At 62.3% G+C, this 15,298-nt stretch carries 17 protein-coding genes; 11 read left to right on the top strand and 6 right to left on the bottom strand.

The features are described 5' to 3' along the window. Positions 1–119 precede the first annotated feature (119 nt). A complete protein-coding gene (locus tag LB569_RS04240) occupies positions 120–599 on the top strand; it encodes a DUF3828 domain-containing protein (RefSeq protein ID WP_224541242.1) in 480 nt (159 codons plus the stop codon). 4 nt (positions 600–603) lie between these two features. Further along, positions 604–1,212, top strand: coding sequence for a hypothetical protein (locus LB569_RS04245; RefSeq protein WP_224541244.1), 609 nt, complete (start codon positions 604–606; stop codon positions 1,210–1,212). Between the two features lie 8 nt (positions 1,213–1,220). On the opposite strand, the gene queF is transcribed toward LB569_RS04245, so the two are convergent. Beyond that, positions 1,221–1,682: a preQ(1) synthase gene (queF, locus tag LB569_RS04250; protein ID WP_224541246.1), complete on the bottom strand. Its 462-nt coding sequence runs from the start codon at positions 1,680–1,682 to the stop codon at positions 1,221–1,223. A 56-nt stretch (positions 1,683–1,738) separates the two neighbouring features. Between queF and LB569_RS04255 the strand changes: the two genes are divergently transcribed. Beyond that, on the top strand, positions 1,739–3,784 hold the full coding sequence (locus LB569_RS04255) for an FAD-dependent oxidoreductase (RefSeq protein WP_140707057.1): 2,046 nt from the start codon (positions 1,739–1,741) through the stop codon (positions 3,782–3,784). A gap of 123 nt (positions 3,785–3,907) precedes the next feature. On the opposite strand, the gene LB569_RS04260 is transcribed toward LB569_RS04255, so the two are convergent. Then, positions 3,908–4,315, bottom strand: a complete 408-nt coding sequence (locus LB569_RS04260; protein ID WP_224691234.1) for a hypothetical protein — start codon at positions 4,313–4,315, stop codon at positions 3,908–3,910. A 114-nt stretch (positions 4,316–4,429) separates the two neighbouring features. Here LB569_RS04260 and LB569_RS04265 point away from each other — a divergent pair, with 114 nt between their 5' ends. Then, a complete protein-coding gene (locus LB569_RS04265) occupies positions 4,430–4,858 on the top strand; it encodes a MarR family winged helix-turn-helix transcriptional regulator (RefSeq protein ID WP_140707053.1) in 429 nt (142 codons plus the stop codon). 18 nt (positions 4,859–4,876) lie between these two features. On the opposite strand, the gene LB569_RS04270 is transcribed toward LB569_RS04265, so the two are convergent. Next, entirely contained in the window at positions 4,877–5,581 is a 705-nt protein-coding gene (locus LB569_RS04270) for a polysaccharide deacetylase family protein (protein ID WP_224691235.1), read from the bottom strand. 96 nt (positions 5,582–5,677) lie between these two features. Then, the gene (locus LB569_RS04275; protein WP_224691236.1) at positions 5,678–7,750 is read right to left on the bottom strand and encodes a putative bifunctional diguanylate cyclase/phosphodiesterase; all 2,073 of its coding nucleotides are present in this window, start codon (positions 7,748–7,750) and stop codon (positions 5,678–5,680) included. A gap of 309 nt (positions 7,751–8,059) precedes the next feature. Between LB569_RS04275 and LB569_RS04280 the strand changes: the two genes are divergently transcribed. From LB569_RS04280 to LB569_RS04290, 3 genes are read left to right on the top strand one after another with little or no spacing between them, the layout of a single operon-like run. Then, positions 8,060–9,247, top strand: coding sequence for a glycine C-acetyltransferase (locus LB569_RS04280; RefSeq protein ID WP_224691237.1), 1,188 nt, complete (start codon positions 8,060–8,062; stop codon positions 9,245–9,247). A gap of 45 nt (positions 9,248–9,292) precedes the next feature. Further along, positions 9,293–10,327: an L-threonine 3-dehydrogenase gene (tdh, locus tag LB569_RS04285; RefSeq protein ID WP_224691238.1), complete on the top strand. Its 1,035-nt coding sequence runs from the start codon at positions 9,293–9,295 to the stop codon at positions 10,325–10,327. Then, positions 10,324–10,740: a hypothetical protein gene (locus LB569_RS04290; RefSeq protein ID WP_224691239.1), complete on the top strand. Its 417-nt coding sequence runs from the start codon at positions 10,324–10,326 to the stop codon at positions 10,738–10,740. Before tdh ends, LB569_RS04290 begins: the two co-directional genes overlap by 4 nt. An 18-nt stretch (positions 10,741–10,758) precedes the next feature. On the opposite strand, the gene LB569_RS04295 is transcribed toward LB569_RS04290, so the two are convergent. After that, positions 10,759–11,190, bottom strand: coding sequence for a MarR family winged helix-turn-helix transcriptional regulator (locus LB569_RS04295; protein ID WP_224691240.1), 432 nt, complete (start codon positions 11,188–11,190; stop codon positions 10,759–10,761). A gap of 87 nt (positions 11,191–11,277) precedes the next feature. On the opposite strand from LB569_RS04295, the gene hmgA reads away from it, so the two are divergent. Genes hmgA through LB569_RS04315 form a run of 4 tightly spaced genes read left to right on the top strand, consistent with a single transcriptional unit; the run spans position 11,278 to position 15,083 of the window. Further along, the gene (gene hmgA, locus LB569_RS04300; RefSeq protein WP_224541262.1) at positions 11,278–12,591 is read left to right on the top strand and encodes a homogentisate 1,2-dioxygenase; all 1,314 of its coding nucleotides are present in this window, start codon (positions 11,278–11,280) and stop codon (positions 12,589–12,591) included. 11 nt (positions 12,592–12,602) lie between these two features. Further along, positions 12,603–13,490, top strand: coding sequence for an MBL fold metallo-hydrolase (locus LB569_RS04305; RefSeq protein ID WP_224691502.1), 888 nt, complete (start codon positions 12,603–12,605; stop codon positions 13,488–13,490). Further along, positions 13,487–14,500, top strand: a complete 1,014-nt coding sequence (locus LB569_RS04310; RefSeq protein ID WP_224691241.1) for a fumarylacetoacetate hydrolase family protein — start codon at positions 13,487–13,489, stop codon at positions 14,498–14,500. The genes LB569_RS04305 and LB569_RS04310 overlap by 4 nt, the downstream gene beginning before the upstream one ends. 22 nt (positions 14,501–14,522) lie before the next feature. Beyond that, positions 14,523–15,083, top strand: coding sequence for a DinB family protein (locus tag LB569_RS04315; protein WP_224691242.1), 561 nt, complete (start codon positions 14,523–14,525; stop codon positions 15,081–15,083). Here the strand turns inward: LB569_RS04315 and LB569_RS04320 are convergent. Further along, positions 15,062–15,298: a type II toxin-antitoxin system Phd/YefM family antitoxin gene (locus LB569_RS04320; RefSeq protein WP_140707034.1), complete on the bottom strand. Its 237-nt coding sequence runs from the start codon at positions 15,296–15,298 to the stop codon at positions 15,062–15,064. The two genes, LB569_RS04315 and LB569_RS04320, sit on opposite strands and share 22 nt — an antisense overlap.

Here is a 15,298-nt window from a genome sequence, read left to right on the forward strand (position 1 = left end):
CGTCGAGACGTCACGCATTAGCCGTGACGCGCTCGCGGGCTTCATGAACCGCAAAAAAGCCGATATGCAGGATGCGTGGTACTGGTTGCCTCAAGCCATGAAAAAGCCGGAGATTCTGCATGCGACTGACAGTGCTCCTTGCCGCCCTTTCGATAGCTTTGCCCGCGGCGGCCTGGGCCGGCCCGGCGTCCGATGCCGTGAAGTTTTTCTACGTTCCGCAGGTCAAGTTCGAGGCCGACGCGCAATACCGCGATCGCTTCACCGAGCCGGTGACGAAACTGTTCGACCTCAACGACCAGGCAACCAAGAAGAACCCGGACCAGGTCGCCTGTATCGACTTCGATCCTGGCCTCGACGCGCAGGATTTCGACCAGAAGACCATTTCCAAGACCTTGAAACTGTCCGAGACGGTGGATGGCGACACGGCGCAGGTAGTGGCGAATTTCAGTCTTTTTCCGGAAGGCGACGATGCGCAGCGCGAAATGCACTGGTCGCTGAAGAAGGTCGACGGCAAGTGGAAGATATCGGACATCGCCTCGAAGACCAGCGACTGGACGCTGAGCAAGCTCGAATGCGTGGCCGGCCAGGATCCGGAGTAAGGCGATGGCCGGCCGCGCGTTCCTGCTCTTGTCGGCCATCTGCCTGCTGGCCGCGGGCTTGAACGGCGCGGCCGCCCAGGGGCTGTTGGGTCCACCGCCGGCGAATGCTCCGGCCGAGGCAGCACCTGCCGAGAGCGGGACGCCGCCGGCAACAGCACCCGGCGGCGCCGCCGAACCGGCAACGCCACCTGTCGCATGGCCGCCAAGCGAACCAGCCGCCCCCATTCAGCCGGGATCGCCGACGGCGGTCGTGCGGCCGTTTTACGATCAGGTCAACCTGGAGATCGATCCGTCGCAACGCAGCCATTTCGTCGATCCGGCAAAAACCGTGCTCGACAAGAGCGATGCCTTGCGCAAGTCCGGGCAAGGCGAATGCCTGGACCCCAACATGGCGCTCGACAATGCGGACTACGACAAGGCCGAGATCGACAAGAGCCTGAAGACGCTCGAGGCGATCAATGGCGACCAGGCCAAGGTCATCGTCGCCTTCGTCGTCGCCGGCAACCCGCATCGCCTCGAATGGAAGTTCAAGAAGGTTGGCGGCGAGTGGAAGATATCGGACCTGTTGTCGGTGACCGGCGAATGGGCGCTCAGCCAGTACCAGTGCGAATGATCGTCGAGTTATCCCCGCCCGCGATAGGGAGCCACGCCGGTATCCGGCAGCCAGGCGCCTTCGGGCGGCGCGCCGGTCTGCCAGAAGACATCGATCGGAATGCCGCCGCGCGGATACCAATAGCCGCCGATACGCAACCAGAGCGGCTTGGTCGCGGCGACAATGCGACGGCCGATCATCACCGTGCAGTCTTCATGGAAAGCGCCATGGTTGCGAAACGAGGTCATGAACAGCTTGAGCGACTTCGATTCCACCAGGGCCGCATCGGGTGCGTAGTCGATGACGATATGGGCGAAATCCGGCTGTCCGGTCACCGGACAGAGCGAGGTGAATTCCGGAACGGTGAAACGCACGATCGCCGGCGATCCGTCACCGCGCTGAAACGGCACGGTTTCCAGGACCGCGACTTCGGGGCTCTGTGGCGTCTCGACGTGGGTGCCGAGCTGGGTAAGGTTTTTGGTATCGATCATGAGCGGTTTCCTTGGATTTGCCGCTCATTAGCACAAATTAAAACGGCAGGAAGACGATGACCAGCAACGACCCGCTTCTCCAACCCTACCAGCTCAAGCATCTGACGCTGAAGAACCGGGTCATGTCGACCAGCCACGAGCCGGCCTATTCGGAGGACGGCATGCCGAAGGAACGCTATCGGCTCTACCATGCAGAAAAGGCCAGGGGCGGTATGGCGCTGACCATGACCGCCGGCTCGGCCATCGTGTCGCGCGACAGCCCGGCCGCTTTCGGCAATCTCCATGTCTATGACGACCGCATCGTGCCGTGGCTGGCTGAACTGGCGGATTCCTGCCACGAACACGACTGCAAGGTGATGATCCAGATCACCCATCTCGGCCGCCGCACCGGCTGGAACAAGGCTGACTGGCTGCCGGTGCTTTCAGCCTCGCCGGTGCGCGAGCCGGCGCACCGTGCCTTCCCCAAGACCATCGAGGAGTGGGACATCGAGCGCATCGTCGCCGACTATGCTTCGGCCGCGCAGCGCTGCCAGGCGGCCGGGCTGGATGGCATCGAGTTCGAATCCTACGGCCATCTGATGGACGGCTTCTGGTCGCCCGCCACCAATCATCGCGACGACGAGTATGGCGGTTCGCTCGACAACCGGCTGCGTTTCACCAACATGGTGCTCGATGCGGTGCGGTCGGCGGTTGGCGAGAAATTCGTCGTCGGCATCCGCATGGTCGCCGACGAGGATTTCGACAAAGGCCTGTCGAAGGAGGAAGGCGTCGAGATCGCCAGGCGGCTCGCGTCGTCCGGCAAGGTCGATTTCCTCAACATCATCCGTGGTTCCATCGAAAGCGACGCGGCACTGACCAAGGTCATCCCGGTGGCCGGCATGCGCTCTTCGCCGCATCTCGATTTTGCCGGCGAGGTGAGGGCGGCAACAAAATTTCCGACCTTCCACGCGGCGCGCATTTCCGACGTCGCCACCGCGCGCCATGCGATCGCCACCGGCAAGCTCGACATGGTCGGCATGACGCGTGCTCACATCGCCGATCCGCACATCATCAAGAAGGTGATGGAGGGCCGCGAGCACGAGATCCGTCCCTGCGTCGGCGCCACCTATTGCCTCGACCGCATCTACGAAGGCGGCGAGGCGCTGTGCGTCCACAATGCGGCGACCGGCCGCGAGGCCGATATTCCGCATATCATCGTCAAGGCCGAAGGGCCCAAGCGGAAGGTCGTCATCGTCGGCGCCGGGGCAGGCGGACTGGAGGCTGCGCGGGTCGCTGCCGAGCGCGGCCATCAGGTGACGGTACTGGAGGCGTCGAGCCAGGCCGGGGGTCAGGTCCGGCTGGCGACCCAGAACCCGCGCCGCAAGGAATTGATCGGCATCATCGACTGGCGCCTGGCCGAACTCGACCGGCTCGGTGTCGAGATCCGCTACGACACCTGGGCGGAGCAGGAGGATGTTCTGGCCCTGGTGCCCGACGTGGTGGTCGTCGCAACCGGCGGCCTGCCGCGGAACCCGCCGCTGGTGTCCGGCGACAATCTCGTCACGTCGAGCTGGGACATCATGGCAGGCAGCGTCAAGCCGGCCGAGAATGTCCTGCTCTATGACGACAATGGCGGCCATCAGGGCATGGGGGCGGCCGAGTTGATCGCCAACAGCGGCTCGAGACTGGAACTGGTTTCGCCGGAGCGGTTCTTCGCTCCCGAAATGGGCGGCATGAACCACGTGCCCTATGTCAGGGCCTTCCATGAGAAGGGCGTGACCGTCACCATCAACACGCGCCTGCGCTCGGTGCGGCGCGAGGGCAATCAACTGGTCGCTGAACTCGCTTCGGATTTTGCCGATGGCTGGCGCGGCGAACGACGTGTCGACCAGGTGGTGGTCGAGCACGGCACGGCGCCGCTCGACGATCTTTATCTCTCGCTGAAACCCTTGTCGAAGAACGGTGGCGCGGTCGACTACGAACGTCTGGTCAAAGGGGGCGACATTTTCCCGGCGCGCAATCCCCAAGGATCTTTTGTGCTGTTGCGGATCGGCGATGCTGTCGCCTCGCGCAACATTCATGCCGCCATCTATGACGGGATAAGGTTCGGCCTGCGAATCTGAACCCATCAAGAAAATGGTGGCGCGCGGTCGGACCTGCCTACGAGAGCCCTTGTATGCCGGCCTGGCCGCGCGCCCGCACGTTTGGCTTGTCGCCTGACAACGTGCGATCTTGTGGGTTGGTGCTCAAACCATCCTGGCGACCGCCATGCACAGCACGGTGATCGCCAGCAGCCTTGCGGCAATGCGTTCGCCCATGGCCATCCTGGCGCGCAGTTGGGTTTCGATATCCGCACTGGCGCCGGCAAGCCGCCGGCTGGGCGCCCTGACCATGGCGCCGAGCACGCCGGCGGCGGCGAATGCGGTCAGGATGCCGAGCGCCAGCACCATTTCCATCGAGCCGAAATAGGCGCCGTGAAAGAAATACCACAGCAGCGCTCCGGTCAGGAAAACCATGCCGGCCGCGCCCAATTGCGGCCGGATGAAGCGTTCCGCCTTGATCTCGGGATCGCGGGCAAGCGTGACGGTGGTGCCGGCCCAGAACACTCCGGCCAGGACGTGAAGGCCGATCACGACGATGTAGACATACTGCATGCCGGCTATCCTCTCTCGCTCGTCATATGCAATAATTAGATATCTAATCATTAGATGTCAATGTACAAAGCGAAGCTTGTTCCATCCTGCGAAAACACCGTCTAGTGTCCGGCGATGACGCCTTTTGAACGCCCGCCGGTCGGCATGAATCTCGGCCGCACCGCAAAGCTTGTCGCTCAGGCTTTCGACGCCGCCTTGGTCGAGGCAGGCGGCACATTGCCGGTCTGGCTCACGCTGCTGTCGGTCAAGTCGAGCGAGCTTGCCAATCAACGCGAACTTGCCGGCATGATCGGCATCCAGGGTGCGACGCTGACCCATCATCTCAATGCGATGGAGGCGCAGGGCCTGCTGACGCGGCGGCGCGATCCCGTCAACCGCCGGGTTCACCTGGTCGAGTTGACGGAGGCTGGAGAAGCGCTGTTCGAGAGATTGCGGCAAGCGGCACTTGTCTTCGACAAGCGGCTTCGCACAGGACTGCCCGACGAGCGTCTGGCGGAGTTTGCGCAGGTGCTGGCCGTATTGCGGGAGAATGTGGAGAGCTAGGAATGCCGCCCTGATGGCTCAGTCATCATAGCTTGGGATTTTTCCAAAGGCGTAATGGCGCAGCTTCAGCGCGGTGATCAGCTTGGTCAGTTGCGTCTTGCCGTCGAAGCCGTCCTGGAACATCTCGTCGTGCATGAGCAGGATCAACTTGCCGGGTTTGGCGAAATGGCCATAGCCGAACAGATGATCGATCTCGCTGACCAGATGGTCGACGCTCTGCACCGGCTCACCGCTGTCCTTGTGCACCCATTCGTGATCCCAGCCGTAGAGGTAGAAGCCGGAAGCCGCGACGAACTCATAGTCGGGATCCTCACGCCCGGCTTGCGCCTGCCCAAGCGAATTGTCGTTTTTTGACATCGACGGCAGCCGGAACACATCGCGCCCCGGCAGGCGGGCATGCACTTCCGGCTTCAGGCCCAGTACGGAGTTGGCCCTGAGCATGTCGGCCACCACGCCTTCGGTATCGCCATAGAAATGCCGGTAGTGATTGTAGGCGTGACTGTAGCTGTGGTTGCCGATCGTCACCAACGGCATCGCCTTGGCGCGCCCCACCAGGTTTCCGTTGGACGCACTGGCCTGCGCATGCATGCCGACCATGAACAGCGTTGCGGGTACCTGCTCCGCCTCCAGCACGTCGAGGATATTGCTTGTGCCGTTCAGCGGTCCGTCGTCGAAGGTGAGATAGATGGTGCGATCCGCCCCGTAGGCTGGCAGCGCGGACATCAAAATGGCCGCCAGGGCAAATCGAAAGAATGTCATGGGCCGCACCCCCTGCGATCGGCCGCCATTTCCCCGGCTGCTTGTCAAGGCTGGTCCGGTTTACGCGAGGCTGCCCTGCAGGACTGTCAGCCTGGCCTTCTTCGGCATACGGGCCGTCAGCCATTCGAGCGCCTTGTCATGCGGCATCGGGAAGGCGATAGAATAGCCTTGCACCTGGTCGCAGCCGATCGCCATCAGCGAGTCGAGCTCCGCCTCGGTTTCGGCGCCCTCGGCGACGATGGAGATGCCCAACCCCCGGGCAAGCTCCGTGATGGCGCGCACGATCTTGGAGTTGTCGCCATTCTCATGAATGTTCTGGACGAAGCGGCGGTCGATCTTGAGCCGGTCGATCTCGTTCGGGTTGACGTGGCTCAGCGAAGCATAGCCGGTGCCGAAGTCGTCAAGCTCCAGATGGACGCCGGCTGCCCTGATCTGACGCAGCTTCGCCGCGATCCCTGTCTTCTCGTCGTCGAGAATGACGGATTCGACGATTTCGAGCGACAGTTTCTGCGGCGGCAGCCCGGCTTTCTCCAGCGTTCCGAACAGAAACGCATCGAAATCGTGCTCGCGCAACTCGGTGCCCGAGACATTGACGGCAAGCCGTCCGAAAGCAATCCCGGCACGGTTCCATTCGGCGGCCTCGTTGATCGCCTTGCTGATCACGATGCGGCCGATCTCAGGCATGAAACCGCATTTCTCGGCAACCGGGATGAATTCACCCGGCGAGATCATGCCGCGTTCGGGATGGTTCCAGCGCACCAGCGCCTCGATGCCGCTGATGGTGCCGTTGGTCAGCGAAACCTGCGGCTGGAAATAGACCTGGAACGCCTTTTCGGAAATGGCGACCTTGATGTCGTGTTCGAGCTGCTTGCGGTAGTCGAGTTCCCTGCGCAATTCCTCGGAGAAGAACGAGAAGTTGCCACCGCCCATCTTCTTGGCCGAGTAAAGCGCCAGATCGGCATGGACCAGCAGGTCCTGGGCATTGTCGGCGTCGATCGGATAGACCGCGATACCGCCGCTGGCGCCCGGAAGAATGGTGGTGCCCTGGAACACGATCGGCTCGTTGATATGCGCCAGGATCCGGCGTGCCAGCATGTTGATGTCCTCGGTGCTGCCGGCTCCGTTGAGGATCATCACGAATTCGTCGCCACCGAGCCGCGCGCAGAGATCCGACGCCCGGCAGGAATCGCGCATGCGCTGCGCCGTCACCACCAGCACATAGTCGCCGGCGGCATGGCCGAGCGTATCGTTGATCTGCTTGAACCGGTCGAGGTCGAGCTGCACGACGGCCAGGCGTTCGCGCCGCCGGTGCGCGCCCTTGATCAGCGTCTCGAAATGGTCGGTCAGGAAAGTGCGATTGTGCAGGCCCGTCAGTCCGTCATGAACGGCGATGAAGGCCATCGAATTGCGCGCCTCGACCAGTTCACGGGTCTTGCGCAGGATCGCGTTGGACATCGGCCTGAAGATGAACAGCGCCACCAGCAGGATAACGCCGAGGGTGGCGTAGAACAGCGTGCGGTGGAGGGTGAGCAGCTTTTCGGAACGCTCGTCGGCGTCGGCGCTGATGCGCTGGCCGAGCGCGGCATAGCCGGACAGTGTGGCATTGGCGACCGAGGCATCGAGGTTGACGCGTTCGGCGCCGCCCTTGTAGCCCCCATTGTCGCCAAGGTTGAGCTGCGATTCCAGCGCCGAGATCAGACGGTCGCCATTGGCGATCAGGCCGACCGAGAAATAGTCGAGATGGAAGGGTTTGGCGAAAAGCACGCTCTCGATCGACTTCGCATCGCGCTTGGCCGGCGATTCCGGATCCGCGCCTGTCTGCTTGAGCAGCAGATCGTAGTTCGTCTCGAACTCCGCCGTAGCTTGCTTCAGCGCGCTGACCAGCGCCGGCTGCTTGTCGCGCGAGGCGACGCCCGTTGCGCTGGCAAGGAAGACGATGCGCTGCGACAACGTCTTTTGCGTGCCGACGATGTCGAGCAAGGTGTGGTTGTGCTGCTGCGTGGCCATCGTCTGCTGCAGCAGGACGAAGGAGGCCGCCACCATGGCGGCAATGATCAGCAGCGCCAGCCAGTAGCCAGCCTTGATCAGCAGTATGAGCTTGCCTGAAACGGTTTGCACCGGCTGCTGAGACATGTTCGGGGGCGGCCCTCTAGCCAACGGATTTCTGTATGAGCACCATTGAACTGCAAACGTTAACAGGACCGGAAGTCGACGGCTGGCCGGCAAGGGGGAGGAGCGGAAAGATCGCGAAATGGTTATCGGGTTCTTTCGTGGCCGGCCCGCATTTGAGCATTCGTCAATCCATGCGCGCCGGGCGATCACTTGGGCAATGTCCATTGCGTCCTCGCTGATACTGCCCGGCCACCCCTTGCGGTCGCTTTTGCGATGGATTTTTTGCGCGGGCGGGACGACAGTCTGCCACGTCAAAACGAGGCCTGAATCATGACCGCCGCATTTCTCTCCCACATCGACAGCGAACTTGCAGGGCTGAAATCCGCCGGCCTCTACAAGTCCGAGCGGGTGATTTCCTCGACGCAGTCGGCCGAAATCGAGGTCGGCGGCGAGAAGGTGCTGAATTTCTGCGCCAACAACTATCTCGGCCTCGCCGACAGCGCGGACCTGCGCGCGGCGGCAACGCAGGCGCTCGACCGCTACGGCTACGGCATGGCCTCGGTGCGCTTCATCTGCGGGACGCAGGAGGAGCACAAGCAGCTCGAGGCGACGATTTCATCCTTCCTCGGCATGGACGACACCATCCTTTACGGCTCCTGCTTCGACGCCAATGGCGGCCTGTTCGAAACGCTGCTGGGCGAGGAGGACGCGATCATTTCCGACGCGCTCAACCACGCCTCGATCATCGATGGTGTCCGGCTGTCGAAGGCCAAACGCTTCCGCTACGCCAACAACGACATGGCCGATCTGGAAGCGCGGTTGAAGGAAGCCAGGGATTGCCGCTTCCGGCTGATCGCCACCGACGGCGTGTTTTCCATGGACGGCATCATCGCCAATTTGAAGGGCGTCTGCGATCTCGCCGAAAAGTACGATGCCATGGTCATGGTCGATGACAGCCATGCGGTCGGCTTCGTCGGCAAGAATGGTCGTGGGTCGGCGGAACATTGCGGCGTCGAGGGCAGGGTGGACATCATCACCGGCACGCTCGGCAAGGCGCTCGGCGGCGCCTCTGGAGGCTATACGTCCGGCAAGAAACAGGTGGTCGACTGGCTGCGCCAGCGCTCGCGGCCCTATCTCTTTTCCAACACGCTGATGCCGGCGATTGCCGGTGCCTCGATCAAGGTCTTCGACCTGATCCGCAATGGCGATGCCTTGCGCGAGCGCCTATATGCCAATGCGGCACGGTTCAGGTCCGAGATGGGCAAGCTCGGCTTCACGCTGGCAGGCGCGGATCATCCGATCATACCGGTGATGCTGGGCGATGCGACGCTGGCGCAGGAGATGGCGGCGCGCATGCTGAAGCGCGGCATCTATGTCATCGGCTTCTCGTTCCCGGTGGTACCAAAGGGCCAGGCGCGCATCCGCACCCAGATGTCGGCGGCGCATTCGACTGCCGACATTGACCGCGCGGTGGAGGCCTTCGGTGCGGTCGGCAGGGAATTGGGCGTGATTTCCTGAGCGTCGAAAAGCTGCTCCGGATCAAGAGATTCAAGGGACAAAAGAATGTCGAACATGATGAAGGCGCTGGTGAAGGCCAAGGCCGAGCCAGGCATCTGGATGGAAGACGTGCCGGTGCCGGAGATCGGCCCCAACGATGTGCTGATCAAGGTCAAAAAGACCGCGATCTGCGGCACCGACGTGCATATCTACAATTGGGACCAGTGGGCGCAGAAGACGGTGCCGGTGCCGATGGTCACCGGCCATGAATTCGTCGGCACCGTCGCCGATTTCGGCGCCGCGGTCACCGAATACAAGGTCGGCCAGCGCGTCTCGGGTGAAGGGCACATCGTCTGCGGCCATTGCCGCAACTGCCGTGCCGGGCGAGGGCATCTGTGCCGCAACACGCTCGGCGTCGGCGTTAACCGTCCCGGTGCCTTCGGCGAATACCTGGCCATTCCCCAGCACAATGTCGTGCCGATCCCCGACGACGTGCCGGATGAGATCGCGGCGATCTTCGATCCCCTTGGCAATGCCGTCCACACCGCCTTGTCCTTCGATCTGGTTGGCGAGGATGTGCTGGTCACCGGCGCCGGGCCGATCGGCATCATGGGCGCGCTGGTGGCGCAATGCGTCGGTGCGCGAAAGGTGGTCATCACCGACATCAACCCGGTGCGGCTGGCGCTGGCCAAAAAGCTCGGCGTCCAGCACGTCGTCGATGCCTCGCAGGAAAAGCTGCGCGATGTCATGCCGGCGCTTGGCATGACCGAGGGGTTCGACGTCGGCCTCGAAATGTCGGGCGCCGCGCCCGCCTTCCGCGACATGATCGACACGATGAACAACGGCGGCAAGATCGCCATCCTGGGCATCGCCCCGACCGGCTTCGAGATCGACTGGAACAAGGTCATCTTCAAGATGCTGCATCTGAAGGGCATCTATGGCCGCGAAATGTTCGAGACCTGGTACAAGATGATCGCCCTGGTGCAGGGGCCGCTGGATGTGAGCGGACTGATCACGCATCGGATTGGCATCGACGATTATCAGGCCGGGTTCGACGCGATGCGCAGCGGCAGTTCGGGCAAGGTAGTGATGGATTGGTGAGCGACTTATCTTTCCGACACCTGAACCTGGACTGGAACGCAGAACCTAACGCTCCCGACGTAGAGCTAACAGTTGAGGGCGACACGGTTCAGCTTATCTTTCTGTTGAATCCATGGGCTTATGACGCCGGCATGGGAGAGAAAGGGACTCTTCGTTTCGTCGGTTGCAGTCGCTGGCGATGGGATTCCACAAACGACCATGCTTGGTTCGCCGGGGAGGGCCTTTACAGCAAGCACGCTCCGGAATGGGGTGAGTTCTACGAGGTGATCGGCGACAGCCGTCCTGTCGGCGACGATGATTGGGAGGTTCTGTCGCCAGATGGACCTAAATCGCGACAATTCCTGTTCTATTTTCGGGACGACACGATCGAACTCTTTGCTGAAGACTGGGTGTTTAGTCGTTCGAGGGGGTAGTTTCGAATCCATTTCGGCTTATTCCGGTCGCCCCTCCAGGGCAGCCAAAGCGGTCTCTATTGCCACCTGTTCACCGTTGCTTAGTTTCGCCAGCAACTCTCTCTCAAACGCCTTTGCCAGCGGCACCATCTCGCGATAGGCGGCAAGCCCCGCTTTGGTCAGCGTCAAATGCTCGACGCGGCGGTCGTTCTCGTCAGGCGTCCGCAACAGCCAGCGCCGCCGTTCCAACTCGGACACGGCCCGGGACACCTTGGTCTTGTGCATGGCCGATTGCTCGCCGAGCGCCGTCGCGGTCATCGTGCCGCGCTGTCCAAGCCCGGAAAGCGTGCGCCATTCCGGCCGTGTCAGGCCGTAATGGTCCTTGTAGACTTTCGAGAATTCGCGGCTGACCGCGTCGGTCAGCCGGTAGAGCCGGTAGGGCAGGAAGCTTTCAAGTTCGAGGATGTCCATTGTCCGCATCCGGGAAAAACGGAAGATTGATAGTTACATTCTCGATGGTTACAAATGAAACCAATCTGGTCAATCCGGGAGGACGCGATGGCCTTTTCCTATATGCCGGGCTTCGGCAATGATTTTGAGACCGAGACATTGCCGGGTTCCTTGCCGCAGGGGCGCAACTCGCCGCAGCGGCCGGCCTACGGCCTCTATGCCGAGCAGCTTTCCGGTTCGCCCTTCACCGCGCCGCGTGGCACCAACGAGCGATCCTGGCTCTACCGCATCCGGCCGAGCGTAAAACACACTGGCCGCTTCAAGGCCGCGAACTATCCCTTGTGGAAAACCGCGCCGAATGTCGGCGACCACGAACTGGCGCTGGGCCAATACCGCTGGAACCCGGTGCCGATGCCGAAAGAGCCGACCGATTTTATCGCCGGCATGCGCACGATCACCACGGCCGGCGACGTGCTCGGGCAGAGCGGCATGGCTGCCCATGTCTATGTCGCCAACCGCTCCATGGTCGACGACCATTTTTTCAATGCCGACGGTGAACTGCTTGTTGTGCCGCAGGTGGGCAGCTTGCGCCTTGTCACCGAGATGGGGGTCATCGAGCTTCGCCCCGGCGAGATCGCCGTGCTGCCGCGCGGCCTCGTCTTCAAGGTCGAACTGGTCGACACCGAAGTGCGCGGCTATGTCTGCGAGAACTACGGCGCCAAGCTGACCTTGCCTGATCGCGGCCCCATCGGTGCCAATTGCCTGGCCAATCCGCGCGACTTCAAGACGCCCTGCGCCTGGTTCGAGGAGAAGGAAACGCCGTGCCGGCTGATCGTCAAATGGTGCGGCAATTTCCATGTCACCGAGATCGGCCATTCGCCACTCGACGTCGTCGCCTGGCACGGCAACTACGCCCCTTACAAATATGATCTGGCGACGTTTTCTCCGGTCGGCGCACTGCTGTTCGACCACCCCGATCCATCGATCTTCACGGTTCTCACCGCGCCGAGCGGCGAGGAAGGCACCGCCAATATCGACTTCGTCATCTTCCCGCCGCGCTGGCTGGTTGCGGAAGATACGTTCCGGCCGCCCTGGTATCACCGCAACATCATGAGCGAGTTCATGGGTCTGATCCACGGCCAGTACGACGCCAAGGAGGAAGGTTTTGTTCCCGGCGGCATCAGCCTGCACAATCTGATGCTGGCCCATGGCCCGGATGCGCCTGGCTTCGAAAAGGCCTCGCGCGCGGAGCTGAAACCGGTCAAGCTCGACAACACCATGGCGTTCATGTTCGAGACGCGTTTTCCGCAGATGCTGACCCGCTACGGCGCCGAACTCGAAACCCGGCAGGACAACTACATCGATTGCTGGGCCGACCTGAAGAAGCGCTTCAATGGCACGCCCGAGGGCGACTGGTCTTGAGCGGCAAGCCAATGCCGGAGCGGCTGGTGCTGCTGGGTTCGAAAGGCGGCCCCGCGCTGCGGCCGGTCGGGCCGTGGCCGAGTTCGTCGCTGCTCGAGATCGGCGGACGAACCATCGTCGTCGATTGCGGGCTTGGCGTAACGCGCGGTCTGGTCGATGCCGGTGTCAACCTGAAGGCGCTCGATCTGATCTTCATCACCCACCTGCATTCCGACCATGTGCTGGAACTCGGACCGCTGATCCACACCGCCTGGACGGCAGGTCTGGCAACGCCTGTCGGCGTGTTTGGTCCGCCCGGCACGGGCCATTACTGGCGGCGCTTTTGCCAGGCGATGGAATTCGACATCGAAATCCGCATCGTCGACGAGGGCCGGCCCGACATTCGCGAGTTGGTTTCTGTCGAAGAATTCGGCGAAGGCCATGTGGTCGAGCAGCGCGGCCTGAAGGTCACGGCGCTGCGCGTCGACCATCCGCCGGTGACCGACTGTTTTGCCCTGCGCTTCGAGCATGGCGCAAAAAGCGTGGTGTTCTCGGCCGATACAGCCTTCTTTCCGCCGCTGGCCGATTTCGCCGAAGGCGCTGATGTCCTCGTCCATGAAGCCATGCTGGAAGAAGGCATCGAGCGGCTGGTTGCCAGGACCGGCAATGGCGCGCGGCTCAAGGAGCATCTGCTTGCAAGCCACAGCTTTGCCGAGGAGGCTGGGCGCATCGCCGACACAGCCGGCGTGAAGCGGCTGGTGCTCAATCACCTCATTCCGGCCGACGACTCCCAGATTTGCGAGACAGAGTGGACTGCCGCCGTCAGGAAAACATGGGCCGGCGACTTGACGATCGCGCGCGACGGCCTTGTTGTGGAGCTAAGCAGCGGGAAAGCTGCAAAAGGAGAGGGAACAGCATGAAGCTTGCCACGCTGAAGGATGGGACGCGCGACGGGAAACTCGTCGTCGTTTCGCGCGACCTGACACAATACACCGACGCCTCGTTTCTGGCGCGCACGCTGCAGGCGGCACTCGACGACTGGCGCAGGATCTCGCCGCATCTGGCGACAATCGCCGAATCGCTGGAGAACAATGCGATGCCGGCAGCTCGCTTCCACGAGCACGACGCGCATTCGCCGCTGCCGCGCGCCTATCAATGGGCTGACGGATCCGCTTATGTGAACCATGTCGAACTGGTGCGCAAAGCGCGCGGCGTCGAGATGCCGGCAAGCTTCTGGACCGACCCGCTGATCTACCAGGGCGGCTCGGACTCCTTCGTGGCACCACGCGATCCGATCCAGACAGTCGACGAGGCCTTCGGCATCGATATGGAAGCCGAGGTCGCGGTCATCGTTGACGATGTGCCGATGGGCGCCAGCCTCGATGAGGCGCGCGCCGCCATCCGGCTGGTCATGCTGGTCAACGATGTCACGTTGCGCGCACTCACCGGGCCGGAACTGGCCAAGGGGTTCGGCTTCTTTCAGTCGAAACCGTCCTCGGCCTTCTCGCCCGTGGCGGTGACGCCGGACGAACTGGGCGATGCCTGGGACGGCGGCAAGGTCAGCCTGCCGCTGCTCGCCGACATCAACGGCAAGCCGTTCGGCCGCGCCAATGCCGGCGTCGACATGACCTTCGATTTCCCGGCACTGATCGCTCACGCCGCCCGGACAAGGCCGCTGGTCTCAGGCACCATCATCGGCTCGGGTACGGTCTCCAACAAGCTCGACGGCGGCCCGGGCAAGCCGGTCGCGGCGGGCGGCGCCGGCTATTCCTGCATCGCCGAACTGCGCATGATCGAGACGATCGAGTCAGGTGAACCAAAGACGCCGTTCCTGCGCATCGGCGACACGGTGCGCATAGAGATGAAGGACAAGGCAGGCCATTCGATCTTCGGCGCCATCGAGCAGAAGGTTGAGAAATACGAGGGATAGAGGCTAGGGCAGATTTTCAGCGATGAATCTTCTGGATCATTTGCGCCGCATGGCTGGGAATAATATCTGGTCGAACGACCGGCTCTATCGCGCTGTTCTGCAGCTCAAGCCCGGAGAATTCGAAGCCGAACGCACCAGCTTTTTCCCGTCGATCAAGGCGACGCTCAACCACGTCCTTGCCGTCGATTATCTCTATCTCGATTTTCTCGAAGAGGGCGGCGTCGGCGCCGCCGCCCATGATGATTTCGTGCCTTTCGAGGAAAGTGAGCCGCTCTTTGCCGCACAGCGAGTGGCCGACCGACGGCTGATCGCCTTCTGCGATGGCCTGTCGGAGGTCGATCTCGATCGCCGCGTCATGACCGACCGGCGCGAGGACGGCATGATCCCGGAAAAGATCGGCGATATCCTGGCGCACGTCTTCCTGCACGACATCCACCACCGCGGCCAGGTCCACGCCATGCTGTCGGGCACGTCAGTCGCGCCGCCGCAACTGGATGAGTTTTTGCTCGACTATGATTTGAAGCTGAGGAAGGAAGAGGTCGAGTGGCTGGGGTTGGGTCGTCAGACCAGCGCGACGTCGTAAGTCGAAAATTCGGGACCGAGTTCGTCAAAATCGTCCGCTATCCGGATCTGGCCCTTTAAGGCTCCGAGCAGGCCTTTGCTTCCGCCTGGCCGAGCGGGAGCGTTCAAGGTTGCAACAACCTCGCCGTGCCGCGTCAGATTGATTTCTTCGCCAGCTTGGGCACGCTTTACCAACTCCGACAGCTGAGCCTTCGCCTTAGCCATTGGAATGTTCAT

Source organism: Mesorhizobium sp. BH1-1-4 (assembly GCF_020165665.1).
Taxonomy (GTDB): Bacteria; Pseudomonadota; Alphaproteobacteria; order Rhizobiales; family Rhizobiaceae; genus Mesorhizobium.

Bases quoted from the DNA above. Each gene is read 5' to 3' on its own strand.
- LB569_RS04245 (WP_224541244.1), top strand. From the start codon at position 604: ATGGCCGGCCGCGCGTTCCTGCTCTTGTCGGCCATCTGCCTGCTGGCC.
- LB569_RS04270 (WP_224691235.1), bottom strand. From the start codon at position 5,581: ATGTCCGCGCTGCCAGCCTACGGGGCGGATCGCACCATCTATCTCACC.
- hmgA (WP_224541262.1), top strand. From the start codon at position 11,278: ATGGCCTTTTCCTATATGCCGGGCTTCGGCAATGATTTTGAGACCGAG.
- LB569_RS04255 (WP_140707057.1), top strand. From the start codon at position 1,739: ATGACCAGCAACGACCCGCTTCTCCAACCCTACCAGCTCAAGCATCTG.
- LB569_RS04320 (WP_140707034.1), bottom strand. From the start codon at position 15,298: ATGAACATTCCAATGGCTAAGGCGAAGGCTCAGCTGTCGGAGTTGGTA.
- LB569_RS04275 (WP_224691236.1), bottom strand. From the start codon at position 7,750: ATGTCTCAGCAGCCGGTGCAAACCGTTTCAGGCAAGCTCATACTGCTG.
- LB569_RS04280 (WP_224691237.1), top strand. From the start codon at position 8,060: ATGACCGCCGCATTTCTCTCCCACATCGACAGCGAACTTGCAGGGCTG.
- LB569_RS04295 (WP_224691240.1), bottom strand. From the start codon at position 11,190: ATGGACATCCTCGAACTTGAAAGCTTCCTGCCCTACCGGCTCTACCGG.
- queF (WP_224541246.1), bottom strand. From the start codon at position 1,682: ATGATCGATACCAAAAACCTTACCCAGCTCGGCACCCACGTCGAGACG.
- LB569_RS04315 (WP_224691242.1), top strand. From the start codon at position 14,523: ATGAATCTTCTGGATCATTTGCGCCGCATGGCTGGGAATAATATCTGG.
- tdh (WP_224691238.1), top strand. From the start codon at position 9,293: ATGTCGAACATGATGAAGGCGCTGGTGAAGGCCAAGGCCGAGCCAGGC.
- LB569_RS04305 (WP_224691502.1), top strand. From the start codon at position 12,603: ATGCCGGAGCGGCTGGTGCTGCTGGGTTCGAAAGGCGGCCCCGCGCTG.
- LB569_RS04265 (WP_140707053.1), top strand. From the start codon at position 4,430: ATGACGCCTTTTGAACGCCCGCCGGTCGGCATGAATCTCGGCCGCACC.
- LB569_RS04260 (WP_224691234.1), bottom strand. From the start codon at position 4,315: ATGCAGTATGTCTACATCGTCGTGATCGGCCTTCACGTCCTGGCCGGA.
- LB569_RS04240 (WP_224541242.1), top strand. From the start codon at position 120: ATGCGACTGACAGTGCTCCTTGCCGCCCTTTCGATAGCTTTGCCCGCG.
- LB569_RS04310 (WP_224691241.1), top strand. From the start codon at position 13,487: ATGAAGCTTGCCACGCTGAAGGATGGGACGCGCGACGGGAAACTCGTC.